This is a genomic window from Streptomyces sp. NPDC044984, from assembly GCF_040646935.1.
In the GTDB taxonomy this organism is placed as follows: domain Bacteria; phylum Actinomycetota; class Actinomycetes; order Streptomycetales; family Streptomycetaceae; genus Streptomyces.
In genome coordinates this window covers 93,904-111,268 of record NZ_JBEZBE010000008.1, presented here as the reverse complement: position 1 = coordinate 111,268, position 17,365 = coordinate 93,904, and the positions used below count along the sequence as shown (strand labels likewise).

Below are 17,365 nucleotides of genomic sequence, written 5' to 3'. Positions count from 1 at the left end.
CCTGCTGCGGAGACGACGCGGGCGCCGCGGTCGTCGACGGCACGGACCTGCCGGTCACCCGGGTGCGCCGCACCGGCGACCCGCACCGCGCGCTGCTGACCTGCACCCGCGGCGGCGGGCACGCCCGTCCGGCGGTGGCCGCCGCCCTGCGGGAGCTGCGCGAGCCGGCCACCGCGGCGGTCGCCTGAGAGCTGGACGGTGTCCGTGCCGCGCGGGCGTCCGTACGGGGCCGCCGGCGGGTGGTCCGTCCACCGGCGGACCGGCGTTCCGGCCCGCGCGCCGCGCCGGTGCGCTACCGCCCCGGTGCCCCCGCGCGCAGGCCGTCCATGACCAGGTCCAGCAGCCGGGTGGCGCGCGGCTGCCAGTCCTCGGCGGGGTCGAGCTGCCAGAGACCGCCGATGGCGAGGACGAGATCGTCCGCGGTCACCCCCGGGCGAATGGATCCGGCCTTCTCGCAGCTGCGCAGCAGGAGTTCCGCCGCCTCGGTCACCGGACTGTGTCCCGGCTTCGCCGGGCTGCCCGGTCCGCTGGTGGCCTGCCGGATGGCGTCGGCCAGCCCGGCCTTGGTCATGGCGAAACGGGCGAGCCCGTCCATCCACTCGCGCAGCGCGCAGTCGGGCTCCCGCGTGCTCAGCAACCGTGCCGCGCTGTCCGCCACCTGCTGCATCTCGTACCGGTAGATCTCCATGACGAGGGCCTCGCGGCTGGGGAAGTTCCGGTAGAACGTGCCCTGCCCGACACCCGCCTTCTTGGCGATCACGCTCAGCGGGGTCTCCGCCGAGCGCGTGAGTTCGACGAGGGCCACCTCCAGGATGCGCTCGCGGTTGCGCTGCGCGTCCGAGCGCAGGGGCGCCGCCGTGCTCCGCGGCGTCCGCGCGCAGGGGGACGCATCCTTCTCATGCCCCATTCGTCCTCCTCCCGGGCCGTGACCGAAACCCGTCCTTGATAACCGGACAGCTGTCCACTACGTTTTCGAGGTAACGGACAGCTGTCCGCTTCGGGTCCATCGTATCGGCGGACACGGACGGCGCGGGACGCCCGGTGGCAGGCCCGCGACGACCGGTGTGTTCCCGGCCCTTCCCCCTCCCTCCCATGCTCCCGAACGCCCCACGTTCCGTACAGCCCACCCACGTCATCGACTCGTCCGCCTTCCAGATCCGTGAAAGAAGGCTGCTCATGGCTCCCTCGACGTCCAGCAGCGTCACCTTGAACATCAACGGCGAGAAGCACACGCTGTCCGTCGACCACCGCACCACCCTGCTCGACGCCCTGCGCGAGCGCCTCGACCTGACCGGCACCAAGAAAGGCTGCGACCAGGGACAGTGCGGCGCCTGCACGGTCCTGGTCGACGGCCGCCGCACCGTGTCCTGCCTGCAACTGGCCGTCGCGTCCGACGGACGCGAGATCACCACCGTGGAGGGCCTGGCCGACGGGGACCGGCTGCACCCGGTGCAGCAGGCCTTCCTCGACCTGGACGGCTTCCAGTGCGGCTACTGCACCCCCGGCCAGATATGTTCGGCCGTCGCCGTCATCGAGGAGCACGCGGCGGGCTGGCCCAGCGCCGTCACCGGGGACGTGCGTCCCGAAGCGGGACCGCCGCCCCTGACCCCCGAGGAGATCAGGGAACGCATGAGCGGCAACCTGTGCCGCTGCAGCGCGTACGTACAGATCGTCGAGGCGGTCGCCCGCGCGGCCGCCGAGAGCCGGAACGAGACCGAGGAGGCCGTGGCGTGAGGGAGTTCGACTACCGGCGCGCCGACGACGTCTCCGGCGCGGTGGCGCTGCTCGACGCCGACCCCGACGCCCGCTACCTCGGCGGCGGCACCAACCTCGTCGACCTGATGAAGAACGGCGTCGAGCGCCCGGCCCGGCTCGTCGACGTCCGCACCCTCCCGCTGGACCGGATCGAGCCGGCCGACGGCGGCGGACTGCGCATCGGCGCCACCGTCACCAACAGCGACCTCGCCGCGCACCCCGGCGTCCGCCGGAACTACCCCGCCCTCACCCAGGCCGTGCTCGCCGGTGCCTCCGGGCAGTTGCGCAACATGGCCACCGTCGGCGGCAATCTGCTCCAGCGCACCCGCTGCGGCTACTTCACCGACGTGACCAAGCCCTGCAACAAGCGGGCCCCCGGCAGCGGTTGCCCCGCCGTCGAGGGCGAGCACCGCAACCACGCCGTCCTGGGCGCCTCCGACCACTGCGTGGCCGTCCACCCCTCCGACATGGGTGTGGCGCTGACCGCCTTCGACGCGGTCGTCTCCTACGAGACCGCCGACGGGCCCGGGGAGTTGCCGCTGGCCGACTTCTACCTCCCGGTGGGCGACACCCCGCACCGGGAGACCGCCCTGCCGCCCGGCGCGCTCATCACCCACGTCACCCTGCCGCCGGCGCCGGTCGCCGCCCGCTCGCGCTACCGCAAGGTCCGCGAACGCGCCTCGTACGCCTTCGCGATCGGGTCGGTCGCCGCCGCCCTCGACGTCAGCGGGGGAGTCGTCCGCGAGGCCCGCCTCGCCTTCGGGGCCGTGGCGTCCCGGCCCTGGCGGGCCCGCGCCGCCGAACGCGTGCTGAACGGCGCCCCGGCCACCGCGGAGTACTTCGCGGCGGCGGCGGACGCCGAACTCGCGGCCGCCAGGCCGCTGCCCGACAATGGATACAAGGTGACACTCATGCGCAACCTGGTGGTGGCCGTGCTGTCGGAACTCGCCGAGGAGGCCGCCCGATGACCACCGCCACGACGATGACGGGCGCCGTCGGCACCGCGCACACCCGTATCGAGGGCCGTGACAAGGTCACCGGCGCCGCCCGCTACGCCGGCGAGATCCCCTTCGCCGACCTCGCCCACGGCTGGCTGGTGCTGTCCACCGTCGCCCGCGGCCGGATCCTGTCCGTCGGGACCGGACCGGTGCTCGGCATGCCGGGCGTGCTCACCGTCCTGCACCACGGGAACGCCCCGCGCCTCGACATCGACTACGTCGGCATGCTGGGCGTTCCGCCGGACCCGACGGCCGCGGTCTTCCAGAACGACCGGGTCCCGCACGCCGGCTGGCCCGTCGCGCTCGTCGTCGCCGAGACGCCGGAGCAGGCCCGGGAGGCCGCCGAGGCGCTCGTCGTCACCTACGAGCAGGAACCGCACGACATCGAGCTCTCCGCCGGCCGCCCGGACGCCCACCCGGTGGACGGACACATGCCCGCGGTGACGGAGAAGGGCGACCTGGAGGCCGAACTCGCCGCCTGCGCCCACGTGGTGGACGTGGAGTACACCACGCCCGAAGAGCACCACGCCATGATGGAGCCGCACGCGGCGACCGCCCGGTGGGACGGCGGCCGGCTCGAGGTCGTCGACTCCAACCAGGGCACCACCTGGGTCGCCGACGAGATCGCGCGGATGTTCTCCCTGGACGCGTCCGCGGTGCGGGTGCGCTCCGAGCACGTCGGCGGCGGCTTCGGCAGCAAGGGCGCACGGGCCCACCAGGTGTCCGCGGTGATGGCCGCGACCGCCCTGCAGCGGCCGGTCCGCGTCGTGCTGACGCGCCGTCAGATGTTCTCGCTCACCGGCTACCGCAGCCCCACGGTCCAGCGGGTCCGGCTCGGCGCCGACGCCGACGGCCGGCTGCGCGCCCTCGAGCACCGCTCACTGAACCAGACGTCGACGGTCTGGGAGTTCGTCGAGCCGAGCGCCGGTGTGGCGCGCGTGATGTACGACGCCGACGCCCACCGCACCTCGAACGAGGTGGTACGGCTGGACGTGCCGTCCCCGACGTGGATGCGCGGGCCGGGCGAGGCGCCAGGGTCGTTCGCGCTGGAGGCGGCGCTCGACGAACTCGCCGAGCGGTGCGGCGTCGACCCGGTCGAGCTGCGGCTGCGCAACGATCCCGAGCGCGGCCCGGTCTCCGGGCTGCCGTTCGCCGGGCGCAACCTCGCCGCCTGCTTCCGCGAGGGCGCCCGCCGTTTCGGCTGGGCCGGCCGTGACCCGCGCCCGGGGACGCGCCGCGAGGGGCGCTGGCTGCTCGGCACGGGCACGGCCGCGGCCTCCTTCCCCTCGGGCGCCCTTCCGTCGACGGCCGCGGTGACCGCGGAGGCGGACGGCACCTTCACCGTGCGGATCGCCGCGGCCGACATCGGCACCGGGGCGCGCACGGCGCTCACCCTGGTGGCCGCCGACGCGCTGAAGGTGGCGCCCGACCGGGTCCGGGTGCACATCGGCGACAGCGACTTCGGCCCGGCGGGGATCGCGGGCGGCTCCATGGGCACCCGCTCCTGGGCCTGGGCGATCACGGCCGCCGCCGGGGAACTGCGGGACCGGCTCGTCCCGGGAGGCACCGTGCCGCCGGAGGGCATCACCGTACGGTCCGACACCACCGCCGCCCTCGGCGCCCTCGCCCAGAAGGAACGGCACTCCTTCGGGGCGCAGTTCGCCGAGGTGGCCGTGGACGTCGCCACCGGCGAGGTGCGGGTGCGGCGGATGCTCGGCATCTTCGCCGCGGGCCGGATCGTCAACCCGCTCACCGCGCGCGGTCAGCTCGTGGGCGGCATGACCTGGGGCATCTCGATGGCCCTGCACGAGGAGGCGGTCCGGGACCGCGCCTTCGGCAGCCTCTACGGCGCCGATCTGGCCGGCTACCACGTCGCCACCCACGCCGACGTGCCGGCGGTCGAGGCGGACTGGGTCGACGACCCGGACCCCGACGACCCCGTCGGCATCAAGGGCATCGGCGAGGTCGGCATCGTGGGCGCGGCGGCGGCCGTCGCCAACGCGGTCTGGCACGCGACCGGCGTACGGCACCGGAACCTGCCCATCCGTCCGGACCGGGTACTGGAGGCGGGAGGACCACGTGTTTGACATCGCCGGCGAGCTGCACCGCTGGCTGACCGAGGACAGGGAGTTCGCCGTGGCCACGGTGGTGTCCGTGGGCGGCAGCGCGCCGCGCGGCCCCGGCGCCGCCCTCGCCGTCGACAGCGGGGGCACGGTCGTCGGCTCGGTGTCCGGCGGGTGTGTGGAGGGCGCGGTGTACGACCTGTGCGCCCAGGCGCTCGCGGACGGCGAGAGTCGTGTCGAGCGGTTCGGCTACAGCGACGAGGACGCCTTCGCCGTCGGACTGACCTGCGGCGGGGTCATCGACATCATGGTGACCCCGGTCGGTGTGCGGGCTCCCGTCCGGCAGGTGCTGCGGGCGGCGCTGTCGGCCGTCCTCCGGGGCGGGCCGGGGGCGCTCGCCCGGGTCGTCGAGGGCCCGGCGGAACTCCTCGGCAGGGCCCTGTTCGTCCACCCGGACGGATCGTACGAGGGCGGTCTCGGCGGGGTTCCGGAGCTGGACCGGGCGGCGGCCGGGGAGGCCGGGGCCCTGTTGGACGCGGGCCGCACCGGTACGGTCGCCGTCGCGGAGGACGGTTCGTACTGCCCCGGCGGTCTGACCCTGCTGGTGGAGTCCTCGGTGCCGCCGCCCCGCATGATCGTCTTCGGGGCGATCGACTTCGCGGCGGCGCTGGTGCGGGCGGGGAAGTTCCTCGGCTACCACGTCACGGTGTGCGACGCGCGGCCCGTGTTCGCGACCGGGGCCCGCTTCCCGGAGGCCGACGAGATCGTGGTCGACTGGCCGCACCGCTATCTGGGGAGCACGGAGACCGACGCGCGCACGGTGCTGTGCGTCCTCACCCACGACGCGAAGTTCGACGTACCGCTGCTGAAGGTGGCGCTGGGCCTGCCGGTGGCGTTCGTCGGGGCGATGGGCTCCCGGCGCACCCACGCCGACCGCGAGCGCCGCCTGCGCGAGGCGGGCGTGGGGGAGCGGGAGCTGGCCCGCCTGCGTTCCCCGATCGGTCTCGACCTCGGCGCCCGCACCCCGGAGGAGACGGCCCTGTCCATCGCGGCGGAGATCGTCGCCACCCGCCGGGGCGGCACGGGCGTCCCCCTGACGGGCTTGCGAACGCCGATCCACCGGGACGGACGGTCCGCGCCGGCGGCCGCCTGAGTCCTTGGGCACGGGTCCGGTTCCGCTGCGTCGGGTGCGGGGTTTCGCCCCCGCCGCCCCTTCCCGTCCCCGGGGGCGCTGCCCCCGGACCCCCGCTCCTCAAGGGCCGGAGGGGCTGAAACCCAGCCCCTCCGGCGTCTGAGGGTCAGGCCGCGGCCGGCTCGCCGGCGAGGCCGTGGAGGCGGGTGATGACCTCGGTCAGCTGGCCGGCGACCTCGTCGTCGTCCGCCGGGTGGGTCTCGGCGAAGCGGGTCACCGAGCCGGGGATGGAGAGCTTGATGTCCTCGATCACCTTGCCGCCCGCGATGCCCACGGACTTGCGGGCGTCGTCGTGGGCCCAGACACCGCCGTACTGGCCGAAGGCGGTACCGATCACGACGACCGGCTTGCCGCTGATGGCGCCGGCGCCGTAGGGGCGGGACAGCCAGTCGATGGCGTTCTTCAGGACGGCCGGCATCGTGCCGTTGTACTCGGGCGTGAAGAGCAGCAGCGCGTCGGCGCCCGCGGCGGCCTCGCGCAGCTTGGCGGCGGCGGCCGGCACGGTGCCCTCGACGTCGACGTCCTCGTTGTAGAAGGGGATCTCCGCGAGCCCCTCGTGGAGCGCCACCTCGGCGCCCGCGGGAGCGAGCTTGACAGCGGCCTCGGCGAGCTGACGGTTGTGCGAACCGGCGCGGAGGCTGCCGACGAGGGCGAGGATGCGAACAGACATGAGGGGCTCCAGGGGGTGCTGAAACATCGCCGAAACAATCCGGACCGGGGTCCGTTTCTCTGTTGTAGCACTTCAACCGGACCGCGGTCCAGTTTCTTCCCGATGCTTTACGCTGGCTTCATGTCCGCCGCGCCGCCGCCCGTCCCGGCATCCCAGAACCCCGTACAGCCGCAGGAGTTGCTGCAACTCGGCACCGGCCCCGACGAGCCCTGCCTGCGCGCCGACGCCGCGCGCAACCGGGCCCGTCTGCTGGAGGCGGCCGCACGGCTCGTGGCCGAGCGCGGGGCCGACAGCATCACCATGGAGGAGGTCGCCGCGGCGGCCCGTGTGGGCAAGGGGACGGTCTTCCGCCGCTTCGGCGACCGCACCGGTCTGCTCACCGCCCTCCTCGACCACTCCGAGAAGAAGTTCCAGGCCGCCTTCCTCACCGGACCCCCGCCGCTCGGGCCGGGCGCACCCCCGGCCGAGCGGCTGCGCGCCTTCGGCCTCGCGATGCTCCGCCGCACCACCGAGGAGCTGGAACTGCAGCTGGCGGCCGAACCGGGAGCGGGCCGCCGCTTCACCAGTCCGCCCCGCCGCGTCCTGCGCCACCACGTGACCCTGCTGCTGCGCGAGGCGGTCCCGGACGCGGACTGCGAGGTCCTCGCCCACACGCTGATGGCCCAGCTCGACCCCGCCCTGATCCACCATCTGATACGGCAGTGCGGCATGCCCCCGGAGCGGCTGGAGTCCGCGTGGCTGGACCTGGTCGGCCGGGTGACGGGCCCGGCGCCCGCCCGCTGACGGAGTATCAACTCACCCGCCTGATCGTTTGGTTACGGCTTCTGAAAGGATGCCGTACGTCATGGTGCAGATAACGAACACGTCCGCGTCCGCGTCCCCCGCACCGACGCGCTCCGTACCCACGAGCGCCGATGTGGCCCGCCTGGCCGGCGTCTCGCGCGCGACCGTCTCCTACGTCCTGAACAACGCCGGTGCCGTCCGGATCAGCGAACCCACCCGCCGCCGCGTCCGCGAGGCCGCGAGGGAACTCGGGTACGTGCCGCACGCGGCGGCCCGCAGCCTGCGCGCCGGACACAGCCGTACGGTCCTGATGCCCGCGCCCGCCTTTCCCGTCGGGCCGCTCTACAGCCAGTTCATCAACGATCTCCAGGGCTCCCTGGCCCGCCTCGACTACACGGTCGTGCAGTACGGCACCGTCGGCCTGCACGACGACGAGGCCGCCCGCGCCTGGGCCGAGCTGAGGCCCGTGGCGGTCCTGATACCCGGCTCCGGGCTCGGCCCGCGCGGCGTCGAAGTGCTCAAACGCTCCGGGGCGCGGGCCGTGGTCACCCTCGGTCCCGAGCCCGTCGAGGGCGCGCACGCCCTGCTCATGGACCACGACGTCGTCGGACACAGCGCCGGCGCCCACCTCTTCGACCGGGGCCGCCGCCGGATCGGCGTGGTCGTCCCGAGGGAGCCCGGCCTGGAGGCGTTCTCCGCGCCCCGCCTGGCCGGGGTGCGCGCCGCCCTGAGCGGCACCGACGCCACGGTCACCGAGCTGCCGCTCGCGCACGACGAGGGCGCCGCCGCCCGGCTGGCCGCCCGCTGGCGCGAGCTCGGCCTCGACGCCGTGTTCACGTACAACGACGAGTACGCGATGCTGCTGATGCGCGCACTGCAGGACGAGGGCGTCCGCATCCCCGAGGAGACCGCCGTGGTCGGCGCCGACAACCTGATGCTGGGCCGGCTGCTGCGGCCCCGGCTGAGCACCGTCCACCTCGAACTGCCGGCCGGCCGCGAGCTGGCCGAACTGGTCGACCGCGCCGTACGCGACCCCGCCGCGGCGCCCGAGGCCCACAAGGTGCTGGGGGCGTCGGTGGTGCGACGCGAGTCCAGCTGACTCAAGGCTGCCCGCGCCCTTCGAGGGGCGCGGGGCTGTACTGATGCGCGGCTCCGCCGCGTGGGCGCGAGGGGGTCCGGGGGCCGCGCCCCCGGGAACGGGACGGGAAGGAGCGGAGGGGGCGAACCCACCCCACCGCCGTCCTCACCGCCGCCGGGGCCGTCTCAGGCGCCCGGCGCCTCGCCCTGCTGCGCCTGCTGCTCGGCGATCTGCTTGCGGACGTCGTCCATGTCCAGCTTGCGGGCCTGCCCGATGACGTCCGTCAGAGCGGCCTCGGGCAGCGCACCCGGCTGGGCGAACACGGCGACCTGGTCACGCACGATCATCAGCGTCGGAATCGACTGGATGCCGAAGGCTGCGGCCAGCTCCGGCTGCGCCTCGGTGTCCACCTTGCCGAACACCAGGTCGGGGTTGTCCTCCGCCGCCTTCTCGTACACCGGCGCGAACTGGCGGCACGGACCGCACCAGGCCGCCCAGAAGTCGATCAACACGAACTCGTTGTCCGTGACCGTCCGGTCGAAGTTCTCCTTGGTGAGCTCCACGGTGCTGCTCATCGCGTGTTCCCTCTTCCTGGCGTCGGGTCGGGCCGTCGGCACAACACGGCCGGCCGGTCACGTATTCCGCGCCCCTACCCATGTGGCCACAGCGCACACCACCCACCAGACTGACGCCATGACGGAAACGCAATCGACGCAACCGGAATCAACCGCCTACGACGTCGTGGTGCTCGGCGCCGGACCCGTGGGCGAGAACGTCGCCGACCGCACCCGCGCCGCCGGGCTCACCACCGCGGTCGTGGAGAGCGAACTGGTCGGCGGCGAGTGCTCCTACTGGGCGTGCATGCCCAGCAAGGCCCTGCTGCGCCCGGTCATCGCCCGGGCCGACGCCCTGCGCGTCCCCGGCCTGAGCCGGTCCGTCCAGGGGCCCCTGGACGCCGACGCCGTACTCGCCCGCCGGAACTCCTTCACCTCCGACTGGAAGGACGACGGCCAGGTCCAGTGGCTGGAGGGCACCGGGGCCGACCTGTACCGGGGCCGGGGACGGCTCACCGGTCCGCGCACCGTCACCGTCACGGACGCCGACGGCGGCAGGCGGGTCCTCACCGCCCGGCACGCCGTCGCCGTCTGCACGGGCAGCCGCGCCCGGCTGCCCGACCTGCCCGGACTCGACGAGGTCCGGCCCTGGACCAGCCGCGAGGCCACCGGCGCGCAGTCCGTGCCCGGCCGGCTGGTCGTGGTCGGCGGCGGGGTCGTCGCCACCGAGATGGCCTGCGCCTGGCAGGCCCTCGGCTCGCGGGTCACCGTCCTCGTCCGCGGCGAGAGCTTGCTGAACCGCATGGAGCCGTTCGCCGGCGAGATGGTCGCCGAGGCGCTCACCGAGGCCGGCGCGCAGATCCGCACCGGCACCTCCGTGAAGTCGGTGACCAGGGAGAACGGCACGGTCCTGGTCGTCACCGACGACGGTGACCGGATCGAGGCCGACGAGATCCTCTTCGCCACCGGACGCGCCCCGCGCACCGACGACATCGGTCTGGAGACGATCGGCCTGGAGCCCGGCTCCTGGCTCACCGTGGACGACAGCCTCCGCGTCACCGGCCACGACTGGCTGTACGCCGTCGGCGACGTCAACCACCGGGCCCTCCTCACCCACCAGGGCAAGTACCAGGCCAGGATCGCGGGCGCCGCCATCGTCACCCGGGCCGCCGGGGAACCCGTACAGGCGGAGGACTGGGGTGCGCACGCCGCCACCGCCGACCACGCCGCCGTCCCCCAGGTCGTCTTCACCGACCCGGAGGCGGCCTCCGTCGGCCTCTCCCTGGCCGAGGCGGAACGGGCGGGCCACCGCGTCCGCGCCGTCGACGTCGACCTGTCCTCGGTCGCGGGCGCCGGCCTGTACGCCGACGGCTACAAGGGCCGCGCCCGCATGATCGTCGACCTCGAGGACGAGATCCTGCGCGGCCTCACCCTCGTCGGCCCCGGCGTCGGCGAACTCATCCACTCCGCGACCATCGCCGTCACCGCCCGCGTCCCGATCGCCCGCCTGTGGCACGCGGTCCCGTCCTACCCGACGATCAGCGAGGTCTGGCTCCGCCTCCTGGAGGCCTACCGGGACGCCTGACCACAACCGGCCCGTCTGGGGGTGCCCCCTCTGGGGGAGTTCGAGGACGAGGCCCGTTCAGGGCCGACGGGGGTCCGGGGGCGCAGCCCCCAGGGACGGGAAGGGAAGGGGCGGCGGGGGCGAACCACCCTTGGGCCGACGCCGACGCCGACGCCGACGCCGACCGGGACGCGGTCACGGCAGCTCGAAGCCCAGCTGCCGCGCCGCCCCGTCCGGCGTCGGCTGCGACCAGCGCTCCGCCACGGCCCGGCTGGACGACAGCGAGCGCGGCTCGGCCCGGTCGAGGTACAGCGTGCCGTCGAGGTGGTCCGTCTCGTGCTGCACGATCCGCGCGGGCCAGCCGGTGAACACCTCGTCCAGCGCCCGCCCGTGCTCGTCCTGCCCCCGCAGCCGCACCTCGGCGGGCCGCGCCACCACCGCCTGGTACCCCGGCACGCTCAGGCACCCCTCGAAGAACCCGACCCGCCGGGTGCCGACCGGCTCGTACGTCGGATTGACCAGCACCCGGAACGGCTGCGGCACCCGCCCGCGCGCGAGGCGCACCTCCTGAGGGACCGGCGCCGGATCCTCGATCACCGCGATCCGCAGCCCCACCCCGACCTGCGGCGCGGCCAGCCCGACACCCGGCGCCGCGCGCATGGTGACCCGCAGCGCCGCCACGAACCGGGCCAGCAGCTCGGGCCCCAACTGCCCGTCGTACGGCTCGGTACCACCGCGCAGCACCGGGTCACCGGCCTCGACCATGGGCAACGGCCCGTCCGCGGCGAGCAGTTGCTCGACCCGCTCGGCCAAGGGCGCGCGATCGTCCGGAGTTCCCATGCCGTCAGGATCGCACGCCTTCCGCGTGTGGCACAGGTCACACGCATCTCCCGGGAACCGGACGCCCCGCCACCCCGACTACTGCACCACCACCCCGCCCGCCGAGACGTCCCCGGGAGAACCCCACCGATGACCACCGCTCCCTCGACCAGCACGGAAGAGGCACCGAAACCCCCCGCCCCCGCATCCGGGAAGAGCGCCTGGGCCGGCCTACGCCCCCTCGTCCTGCGCCTGCACTTCTACGCGGGAGTCCTGGTCGCGCCGTTCCTCCTCGTCGCCGCCCTCACCGGCCTGCTGTACGCCGCCTCCTTCCAGGCCGAGAAGATCGTCTACGACCATGAGCTGACCGTCCCCGTCGGCGACCGGAAGCTGCCCGTGTCCGAGCAGGTGGCCGCCGCCCGCGAAGCCCACCCCGAGGGCACGATCTCCGCCGTACGCCCCTCACCCGAGGCGGACGCCACCACGAGGGTGATGCTGTCCGGCACACCGGGTGTGGACCCCGACCACACCCTGGCCGTGTTCGTCGACCCGTACACCGCGAAGGTGCGCGGCGAACTGGAACAGTACGGCTCCACGGGCGCGCTGCCCCTGCGCACCTGGATCGACGAGTTCCACCGCGATCTGCACCTGGGCGAACCGGGCCGCCTCTACAGCGAGTTCGCCGCCAGCTGGCTGTGGGTGATCGCGTGCGGCGGACTGGTGCTGTGGTTCTCCCGGCGCCGCGCCCTGCGCAGGATACGCGGCACCGGCGGGCGGCGCCGCACGCTGGCCCTGCACGGCGGCGTGGGCGTGTGGGCCGCGGCCGGCTTCGTCTTCCTCTCGGCGACCGGCCTGACCTGGTCCACCTACGCCGGCGCGAACATCGGCGAGCTGCGCACCTCCCTCGGCCAGGAGACCCCCTCGGTGTCGGCCGCGGCGGCCGGCGAACACGCGGGCCACGGCGCGGCCGGCGGCACGGCGGGCGACGCGGCGCACGGCGTCGGCCTGGACAGGATCCTCGCGGCGGCACGGGCCGAGGGCCTGGGCGACCCGGTGGAGATCGTGCCGCCCGCCGACGAGAAGTCCGCGTACGTCGTGCGGCAGATCCAGCGCAGCTGGCCCGAGAAGCAGGACTCGGTCGCCGTCGACCCCGCCTCCGGCGAGGTCACCGACGTCCTGCGGTTCGACGACTACCCGGTCCTCGCGAAACTCACCCGCTGGGGCATCGACCTGCACACCGGCAACCTGTTCGGCCTGGTGAACCAGATCGCCCTGATGGTCCTGGCCCTCACCCTGATCCTGCTGATCCTGTGGGGCTACCGCATGTGGTGGCAGCGGGGCCGCGGCTCCGCCTTCGGCCGGCCGGTCCCCCGCGGGGCCTGGCAGCAGGTGCCGCCGTACGTACTCGTCCCCCTGCTGGCGGCGATCGCCGTCCTGGGCTACTTCGTCCCGCTCCTCGGCATCCCCCTGGCGGCGTTCCTCGCCGTCGACATCGTGCTCGGGGAGGTGGCCCACCGCCGGGGCCGGCGGACGTACACGAGCGGCACGGCGGCGCGCTGACGCACGGTGCCCGGTTCCCCGTCACGGGGAACCGGGCACCGGCCCGCCCTCACTCCTCGTCGAAGGAGCCGCCCAGCGCGGCGGCGATCCGCAGGTGCGGCCGGGCCTCGTCGTCCCGCCCCTGCCGCTGGAGGGTGCGCCCGAGCATCAGCCGGGCGTAGTGCTCCACCGGGTCACGCTCCACGACGACCCTCAGCTCCGCCTCCGCGCGCCGCAGTTGCGCCGAGTGGTAGTAGGCGCGCGCCAGCAGCAGCCGCGGCCCGGTCTGCTCCGGCACCTCCTCGACCAGCCCGCCGAGAACGCGCGCGGCGGCGGCGTAGTCCTTGGCGTCGAAGAACATCCCGGCGCGCTCCCAGCGCTCGGCCGGCGTCCCGTGGTCGTAGTACATGGTGTCCATTCCTGACCTCCTTCGACGCCGACAACGGACCCGGACGGTTCCGTATTCCGCTCCGCACCGCCGGGCGGCTCGTCGCCGGAGGACGGGGAACGCCGGCGGACCCGGCCCGCGCGTCCGGTTCAGGTCACCAGGCCCTGGCGGTAGGCGTAGACCACCGCCTGGACGCGGTCGCGCAGGCCGAGTTTGGCGAGGATGCGGGAGACGAAGGTCTTCACGGTCTCCTGGCTGATCAGCAGGGCCGCGGCGATCTCGCTGTTGGACAGGCCGTCCGCGATGAGGCGGAGGACCTCCAGTTCGCGGGGGGTCAGGGGGAGGTCCCGCGGCGCCCCGCCCTCGGCGGGGCGGATCCGGGCGGCGTACCGGCCCACGAGCTGGCGGGTCACCTCCGGGTCCAGCAGCGCCGCGCCCATGGCCACGGTCCGGATCCCGTGGAGCAGTCGGTCCGGGGGCGCGTCCTTGAGCAGGAACCCGCTCGCCCCCGCGCGCAGCGCCTCGTAGACGTACTCGTCCAGGTTGAACGTCGTCACCACGAGCACCTTCACCGGATGCGGCACCCCCGCGCCGGCCAGCAGACGGGTGGCCTCGATGCCGTCGAGCACCGGCATGCGCACGTCCATCACCACGACGTCCGGACGGAGCCGGCCGGCGAGGTCGACGGCGGACCGCCCGTCGCCGCACTCGCCCGCCACCTCCAGGTCGGGCTGGGCGTCGATGATGGTCACCAGGCCGGTGCGGATCAGCATCTGGTCGTCGCAGACCAGGACCCGGATCGGTGCGGTCATGCCGTGTTCCCCGTTGTTGTCGTGTCTCCCGTCGGTGCCGTGTCCTCCGTCGCCGCCGTGTCCCTCGTCGGCACCGTGGTCCCCGTCGGTATGCGGGCCCGTACGACGAAGCCGCCGCCCGGCTCCGGGCCGGCGCTGAAGTCGCCGCCCAGGACGTCGACCCGCTCCCGGAGGCCCGCCAGGCCCCGGCCGCTCCCGCCGGGGGAGGAGACCGCCGGTGCGCCGGAACCGTCCGTGCCGACCTCCACGGTGATCTGCCGTTCGCCGTGCCGCACCTCGACCCGGGTGGCGCCGCCGTGGGCGTACTTGAGGGCGTTCGTCAGGGCCTCCTGCACGACCCGGTAGGCGACGAGGTCGGCGCTGCCGGTCGACGGCGCCGGCGTGCCCTCCTCGGTGAACTCCACCGGCTGCCCGGCCCGGCGGGTCTGCTCCACGAGCGTGAGGAGCCGGCCGACGGGCGGTGTCCTGGTCCCGGGGCCGTGGTCGGGGTTGAGCAGGTCGAGCAGGTGCCGCAGGTCGGTGATGGCCCGGCGGCCGGTGTCGGTGACGGCGGTCAGCGTCCGGTCCAGCCGGTCGGGCGCGGCGGTCAGATAACGGGCCGCCTCGGCCTGTACGACCATCGCCGTCACATGATGGGTCACGACGTCGTGCAACTCGCGGGCAATCCGGGCGCGTTCGGCGGTCCGGGAGTCCTCGGCGACACGGTGGCGGCGCTCGGCCTCCGCGACCCGGGTGGAGCGCAGCCACGCCCCGATGCCCCAGGCGAGGGCCACCGCCAGGTAGAACGTCACGAACTCGCTCACCGGCTCGCCCGGACCCAGCCGGTGGAACGCGACCGTCAGCGCCACGTAGGCGACGGTGCACAGGGCCGCGGTGGTGCGCCGGTACCGCTCCAGGTACGCCCCGGTGCTCAGCAGCGCGATGGGCAGCGCGATGCCCGCGGGGGAGTGGTAGCCGCGGAGCTGGTCGAGGGCGAACCCGGCCGCCACCAGGGCGAGACAGACGGCCGGCCACCGTCGGCGCAGGGCGAGCGGAAGGGTCTGGAGGCCCACCGCCACGAAGGCGAGCGTGTCGAAGGGACGCTCCGGCACGCCGCCGACGAGCGTTCCGTGGTTCTGGAAGTCCGGCAGGACCGACAGGGAGAGGACGAGCAGCCCGAGCAGAAGGTCCCTGACGGTGACGTCCAGCCGGTGCCACCCTTCCCGGAGCCGGTGAGGAGCGGTCACCGGGGCAGTCTAGCGGTGCCGTCGACCCGCTCCGCGCGCCGGCGGCGGGGCACCAGATTGCCGCGCCGGTGGGCCAGCCACAGGAACCCGACCGTCAGCAGCACGCCGAACAGCACCGAGTACACGCTTCCCTCCGGTCCGAAGTCGCCGCCGGTGATCCACTCGTTGCCCGACGTCGTGGAGTCCAGCAGTCCCTGCTCGGTGTCGTTGCCCGAGACCACGGTGCTGAAGATGCCGCCCGCGGCGAAGTTCCAGCCGAAGTGCACGCCGATCGGCACCCACAGGTTGCGGGTGGCGACGTACGCGGCGGCGAGCATGCAGCCGGCCTCGATCGCGATGGCGAAGGCGCCCCACACCGTGGCGTCCGGGTTGGGCAGGTGCGCGAGACCGAACAGCAGCGCGGTCAGCACCATCGCGATCCAGGTGCCGAGGTACTCCTCGACGATCCGGAACAGCACCCCGCGGAACAGCAGTTCCTCGGTGACGGCGGCGGCGGCCATGAAACCGAACAGCCCGACCGCGCCGCTCGGCGAACCCAGGCCGTGCACCTCGTAGCTGCCGAAGGTGAAGAGGTTCGTGATGACCATCCCGAACATCACGAGGCCGATCAGCGTCCCCCGGCCGATCGCCGGCGTGGCACCGGTCGGGTCCAGCTCCGTGACCGGCCGGCGCTCGGTCCGCGCCACCACCCACCGGTAGACCAGCACCGCGAGCACGGTGGTCAGCATCCCGAGGGCGAGTGTGAGCCATGGGTTGTCCCGCACCGCGTTCACGCCCTGTACGCCTATGGCGGAGATCGCCACCACGGCCAGGATCTGCCAGACCACTCTCATCGATGACTCCTTCGTCGGACCCGCGGCCCAGTGCCGTGTGTCGCAACGGACGCTACGGATCCGGCGGCCGGGAATCGTCACCGCACAGTGGACACTTGGCCGTAGCTCGCTCGGGGGACAGCACGCGCTCCGGGGACCGTGTGACAGGCGCGGCGAACGGCCGGCCACCTCCGCATGCCGGTCCGACGACGACCACGTCTACGCGTACGGCCTGGACCACGACCGGCGGGACTCCTTCGGCAACACCGTCCCCGACCGGCCGGGTCCTTCCCGTTTCCCGCAACTCCGGCCACTCCCAAGGGTGTTCTGGATCACATACCGGGGAATGAGTTGCAGGCGTGGGAGAAGCCGTATCCGCGGGTGACCGGTGGGGGCCCGGATGCGACGATGAGGGGCCATGACTGCTGGGTGGGGTGCTCGCACGGGACGGGCCGCGGTGTTCGCGGCCGTCTGTGTCGTGCTCGCCGCCCTGGGGCACGTCATGATGTCCGGCGACCACGTTCCCCTCCGGACGCTGGCGGCCGGCTGGGCCGTGACCGGTGCCCTGGGCTGGGGACTCGCGGGGCGTGAGCGCGGACTGCCGCTGATCACCGCCGTCGCCGTCGCCGCCCAGACGGCTCTGCACTCGGCCTTCTCCCTGGTGGAGCCCGCCCACGTCGACTCCATGGACGGGAGCGCGATGCCGCACGGCATGCACTCCACGCCCATGCCCATGCCCATGCCCATGGGGACGGGTGCGGGCATGGAGGGACACAGGGCGCCCTCCGGCGACTCCTCGGCCGGGATGCTCGCCGCCCACCTGCTGGCCGCGTTGCTGTGCGGCCTGTGGCTCGGGTACGGCGAGCGGGCGGTGTTCCGGGTGCTGCGGACCGTCGGCGGATGGCTGGCCGCCCCGATGCGGCCGCTGTTCCTCGCGCCGGTGCCGCCGCGCCGTCCGTCCCCCCGCGTCCGCCGGCGCCGCCGCTCGGACCGCGTGCCGCGTCTCCTCCTCCTCGTCCACGCGATCACCTCCCGCGGTCCGCCCGCCGGGGCCGCTGCCGTCTGACGGCAGCCGGTGCCACCCCGGGCCGCCCCTGCGCGCCCCGGGCTTC

At 74.1% G+C, this 17,365-nt stretch carries 17 protein-coding genes and 1 pseudogene; 10 read left to right on the top strand and 8 right to left on the bottom strand.

The window, feature by feature from the left end:
• Positions 1-47: 47 nt before the first annotated feature.
• A pseudogene (locus AB0A94_RS11325) lies at positions 48-188 on the top strand (LysR family transcriptional regulator); the annotation flags it as partial.
• 104 nt (positions 189-292) lie between these two features.
• On the opposite strand, the gene AB0A94_RS11320 reads toward AB0A94_RS11325, so the two are convergent.
• Positions 293-907: a TetR/AcrR family transcriptional regulator gene (locus AB0A94_RS11320; protein WP_361742284.1), complete on the bottom strand. Its 615-nt coding sequence runs from the start codon at positions 905-907 to the stop codon at positions 293-295.
• A 269-nt stretch (positions 908-1,176) separates the two neighbouring features.
• On the opposite strand from AB0A94_RS11320, the gene AB0A94_RS11315 reads away from it, so the two are divergent.
• The 4 genes from AB0A94_RS11315 to AB0A94_RS11300 are packed head-to-tail and all read left to right on the top strand — an operon-like array spanning position 1,177 to position 5,969.
• A complete protein-coding gene (locus tag AB0A94_RS11315) occupies positions 1,177-1,734 on the top strand; it encodes a 2Fe-2S iron-sulfur cluster-binding protein (protein ID WP_361742281.1) in 558 nt (185 codons plus the stop codon).
• Positions 1,731-2,723: a xanthine dehydrogenase family protein subunit M gene (locus tag AB0A94_RS11310; protein ID WP_361742278.1), complete on the top strand. Its 993-nt coding sequence runs from the start codon at positions 1,731-1,733 to the stop codon at positions 2,721-2,723. The genes AB0A94_RS11315 and AB0A94_RS11310 overlap by 4 nt, the downstream gene beginning before the upstream one ends.
• A complete protein-coding gene (locus AB0A94_RS11305; protein WP_361742275.1) occupies positions 2,720-4,840 on the top strand; it encodes a xanthine dehydrogenase family protein molybdopterin-binding subunit in 2,121 nt (706 codons plus the stop codon). The genes AB0A94_RS11310 and AB0A94_RS11305 overlap by 4 nt, the downstream gene beginning before the upstream one ends.
• On the top strand, positions 4,833-5,969 hold the full coding sequence (locus AB0A94_RS11300) for an XdhC/CoxI family protein (protein ID WP_361742272.1): 1,137 nt from the start codon (positions 4,833-4,835) through the stop codon (positions 5,967-5,969). Before AB0A94_RS11305 ends, AB0A94_RS11300 begins: the two co-directional genes overlap by 8 nt.
• Positions 5,970-6,114: 145 nt before the next feature.
• On the opposite strand, the gene AB0A94_RS11295 is transcribed toward AB0A94_RS11300, so the two are convergent.
• Positions 6,115-6,678 carry an NADPH-dependent FMN reductase gene (locus tag AB0A94_RS11295; protein ID WP_361742269.1) on the bottom strand — a complete coding sequence of 188 codons (564 nt, stop codon included), beginning with the start codon at positions 6,676-6,678 and terminating at the stop codon, positions 6,115-6,117.
• A gap of 120 nt (positions 6,679-6,798) precedes the next feature.
• Here AB0A94_RS11295 and AB0A94_RS11290 point away from each other — a divergent pair, with 120 nt between their 5' ends.
• Together AB0A94_RS11290 and AB0A94_RS11285 are read left to right on the top strand one after the other, a co-directional pair.
• Entirely contained in the window at positions 6,799-7,461 is a 663-nt protein-coding gene (locus AB0A94_RS11290; RefSeq protein ID WP_361742266.1) for a helix-turn-helix domain-containing protein, read from the top strand.
• Between the two features lie 49 nt (positions 7,462-7,510).
• Complete coding sequence (locus AB0A94_RS11285) at positions 7,511-8,560, top strand: LacI family DNA-binding transcriptional regulator (protein WP_361742263.1); 1,050 nt, start codon at positions 7,511-7,513, stop codon at positions 8,558-8,560.
• Positions 8,561-8,724: 164 nt separating this feature from the next.
• Here AB0A94_RS11285 and trxA read toward each other — a convergent pair whose 3' ends face one another.
• Positions 8,725-9,114 (bottom strand): thioredoxin, encoded by a 390-nt coding sequence (trxA, locus tag AB0A94_RS11280; protein WP_361742260.1) that lies wholly within the window; start codon positions 9,112-9,114, stop codon positions 8,725-8,727.
• A gap of 118 nt (positions 9,115-9,232) precedes the next feature.
• Between trxA and AB0A94_RS11275 the strand changes: the two genes are divergently transcribed.
• On the top strand, positions 9,233-10,678 hold the full coding sequence (locus AB0A94_RS11275) for an NAD(P)/FAD-dependent oxidoreductase (RefSeq protein WP_361742257.1): 1,446 nt from the start codon (positions 9,233-9,235) through the stop codon (positions 10,676-10,678).
• 174 nt (positions 10,679-10,852) lie between these two features.
• Here AB0A94_RS11275 and AB0A94_RS11270 read toward each other — a convergent pair whose 3' ends face one another.
• Positions 10,853-11,497 (bottom strand): peptide deformylase, encoded by a 645-nt coding sequence (locus AB0A94_RS11270; RefSeq protein ID WP_361742255.1) that lies wholly within the window; start codon positions 11,495-11,497, stop codon positions 10,853-10,855.
• A 129-nt stretch (positions 11,498-11,626) separates the two neighbouring features.
• Between AB0A94_RS11270 and AB0A94_RS11265 the strand changes: the two genes are divergently transcribed.
• Entirely contained in the window at positions 11,627-13,036 is a 1,410-nt protein-coding gene (locus tag AB0A94_RS11265; RefSeq protein ID WP_361742252.1) for a PepSY domain-containing protein, read from the top strand.
• Between the two features lie 49 nt (positions 13,037-13,085).
• Here the strand turns inward: AB0A94_RS11265 and AB0A94_RS11260 are convergent, their stop codons facing one another.
• From AB0A94_RS11260 to AB0A94_RS11245, 4 genes are all read right to left on the bottom strand, one after another.
• Entirely contained in the window at positions 13,086-13,433 is a 348-nt protein-coding gene (locus AB0A94_RS11260) for a tetratricopeptide repeat protein (protein ID WP_361742250.1), read from the bottom strand.
• A 119-nt stretch (positions 13,434-13,552) separates the two neighbouring features.
• Positions 13,553-14,215 (bottom strand): response regulator transcription factor, encoded by a 663-nt coding sequence (locus AB0A94_RS11255; protein ID WP_361742247.1) that lies wholly within the window; start codon positions 14,213-14,215, stop codon positions 13,553-13,555.
• Positions 14,212-15,441, bottom strand: a complete 1,230-nt coding sequence (locus AB0A94_RS11250) for a histidine kinase (RefSeq protein ID WP_361742244.1) — start codon at positions 15,439-15,441, stop codon at positions 14,212-14,214. Before AB0A94_RS11250 ends, AB0A94_RS11255 begins: the two co-directional genes overlap by 4 nt.
• Positions 15,438-16,274, bottom strand: coding sequence for a type II CAAX endopeptidase family protein (locus AB0A94_RS11245; RefSeq protein WP_361742241.1), 837 nt, complete (start codon positions 16,272-16,274; stop codon positions 15,438-15,440). Before AB0A94_RS11245 ends, AB0A94_RS11250 begins: the two co-directional genes overlap by 4 nt.
• A 397-nt stretch (positions 16,275-16,671) precedes the next feature.
• Between AB0A94_RS11245 and AB0A94_RS11240 the strand changes: the two genes are divergently transcribed.
• Entirely contained in the window at positions 16,672-17,319 is a 648-nt protein-coding gene (locus AB0A94_RS11240) for a hypothetical protein (RefSeq protein WP_361742238.1), read from the top strand.
• Positions 17,320-17,365 lie beyond the last annotated feature (46 nt).